Source organism: Methylophaga sp. UBA5088 (assembly GCF_002414625.1).
Lineage (GTDB): Bacteria > Pseudomonadota > Gammaproteobacteria > Nitrosococcales > Methylophagaceae > Methylophaga > Methylophaga marina.
In genome coordinates, this window is sequence record NZ_DIAC01000001.1 from 3,600 (window position 1) to 4,443 (window position 844).

Below are 844 nucleotides of genomic sequence, written 5' to 3' on the forward strand. Positions count from 1 at the left end.
TGATTTGCCAAACAGTACTTTGTCACCCACTTTTACCGCCAAAGGGCGAACTTCGCCTGAATCTGTAACCTTGCCATCACCTGCAGCAAGAATTTCACCGCGAGATGGTTTTTCTGCGGCGTTATCAGGGATAACGATACCGCCAGCGCTCATTGTTTCTTCTTCCATGCGACGAACAATCACACGATCATGAAGGGGACGAAGATTCATCTGTATTTCCTCCGAAAAAATGTCTATTAATGACTAACTTAAATTGTAGGGAACTCATAGAATGGGGTTACAAAACCCGCTTTCAAGGGGGCTAAGCAAAAAAATTTAAAAATTTTTATCGAAGATGATGTTTATCATCGTCATCGACCACTTCCCCATCAATCACATCACCTTCACGATAATCTGATCGATAGCGTTGTTGTGAAAAAGCATCACCACGCTTTTGTGTGTAAAAAATACGACTATTCTTGGCTAATTGTTTAATCACACTCTGCCTGACGGCTGGCACTAGTAGCAAAAAACCAAAGGTATCGGTGACAAACCCGGGCGTTAGTAACATCGCCCCAGCGATAACCAAGCACACCCCTTCCAACATCTCTGTGGCAGGAATTTGGCCGCTGGCCATGGAGCTTTGTGCTCGTTGTAATGTTTGAAAACCTTGTAAACGAAGTAAAAACGCACCTAGAACAGCGGTGGCCACCACCATAAATATAGTCGGTAATGCACCAATCACATCGCCAACCTGTATCAACACATAGATTTCAACGATGGGGATAATTAAAAAAATCAGTAATAAAATTCGAAACATAGGACGTCCAAAGGCATAGTTATATAGATGGATATTGGTGCGGTT

Annotated in this window: 1 protein-coding gene and 1 pseudogene; both read right to left on the bottom strand. The window is 42.8% G+C overall.

What is annotated here, in order from left to right:
- Positions 1–210: pseudogene (locus B4K20_RS00030) on the bottom strand (co-chaperone GroES); the annotation flags it as partial.
- A gap of 115 nt (positions 211–325) precedes the next feature.
- The coding region (locus B4K20_RS00035) for an FxsA family protein (RefSeq protein ID WP_289281409.1) at positions 326–844 on the bottom strand (519 nt) is incomplete at its 5' end.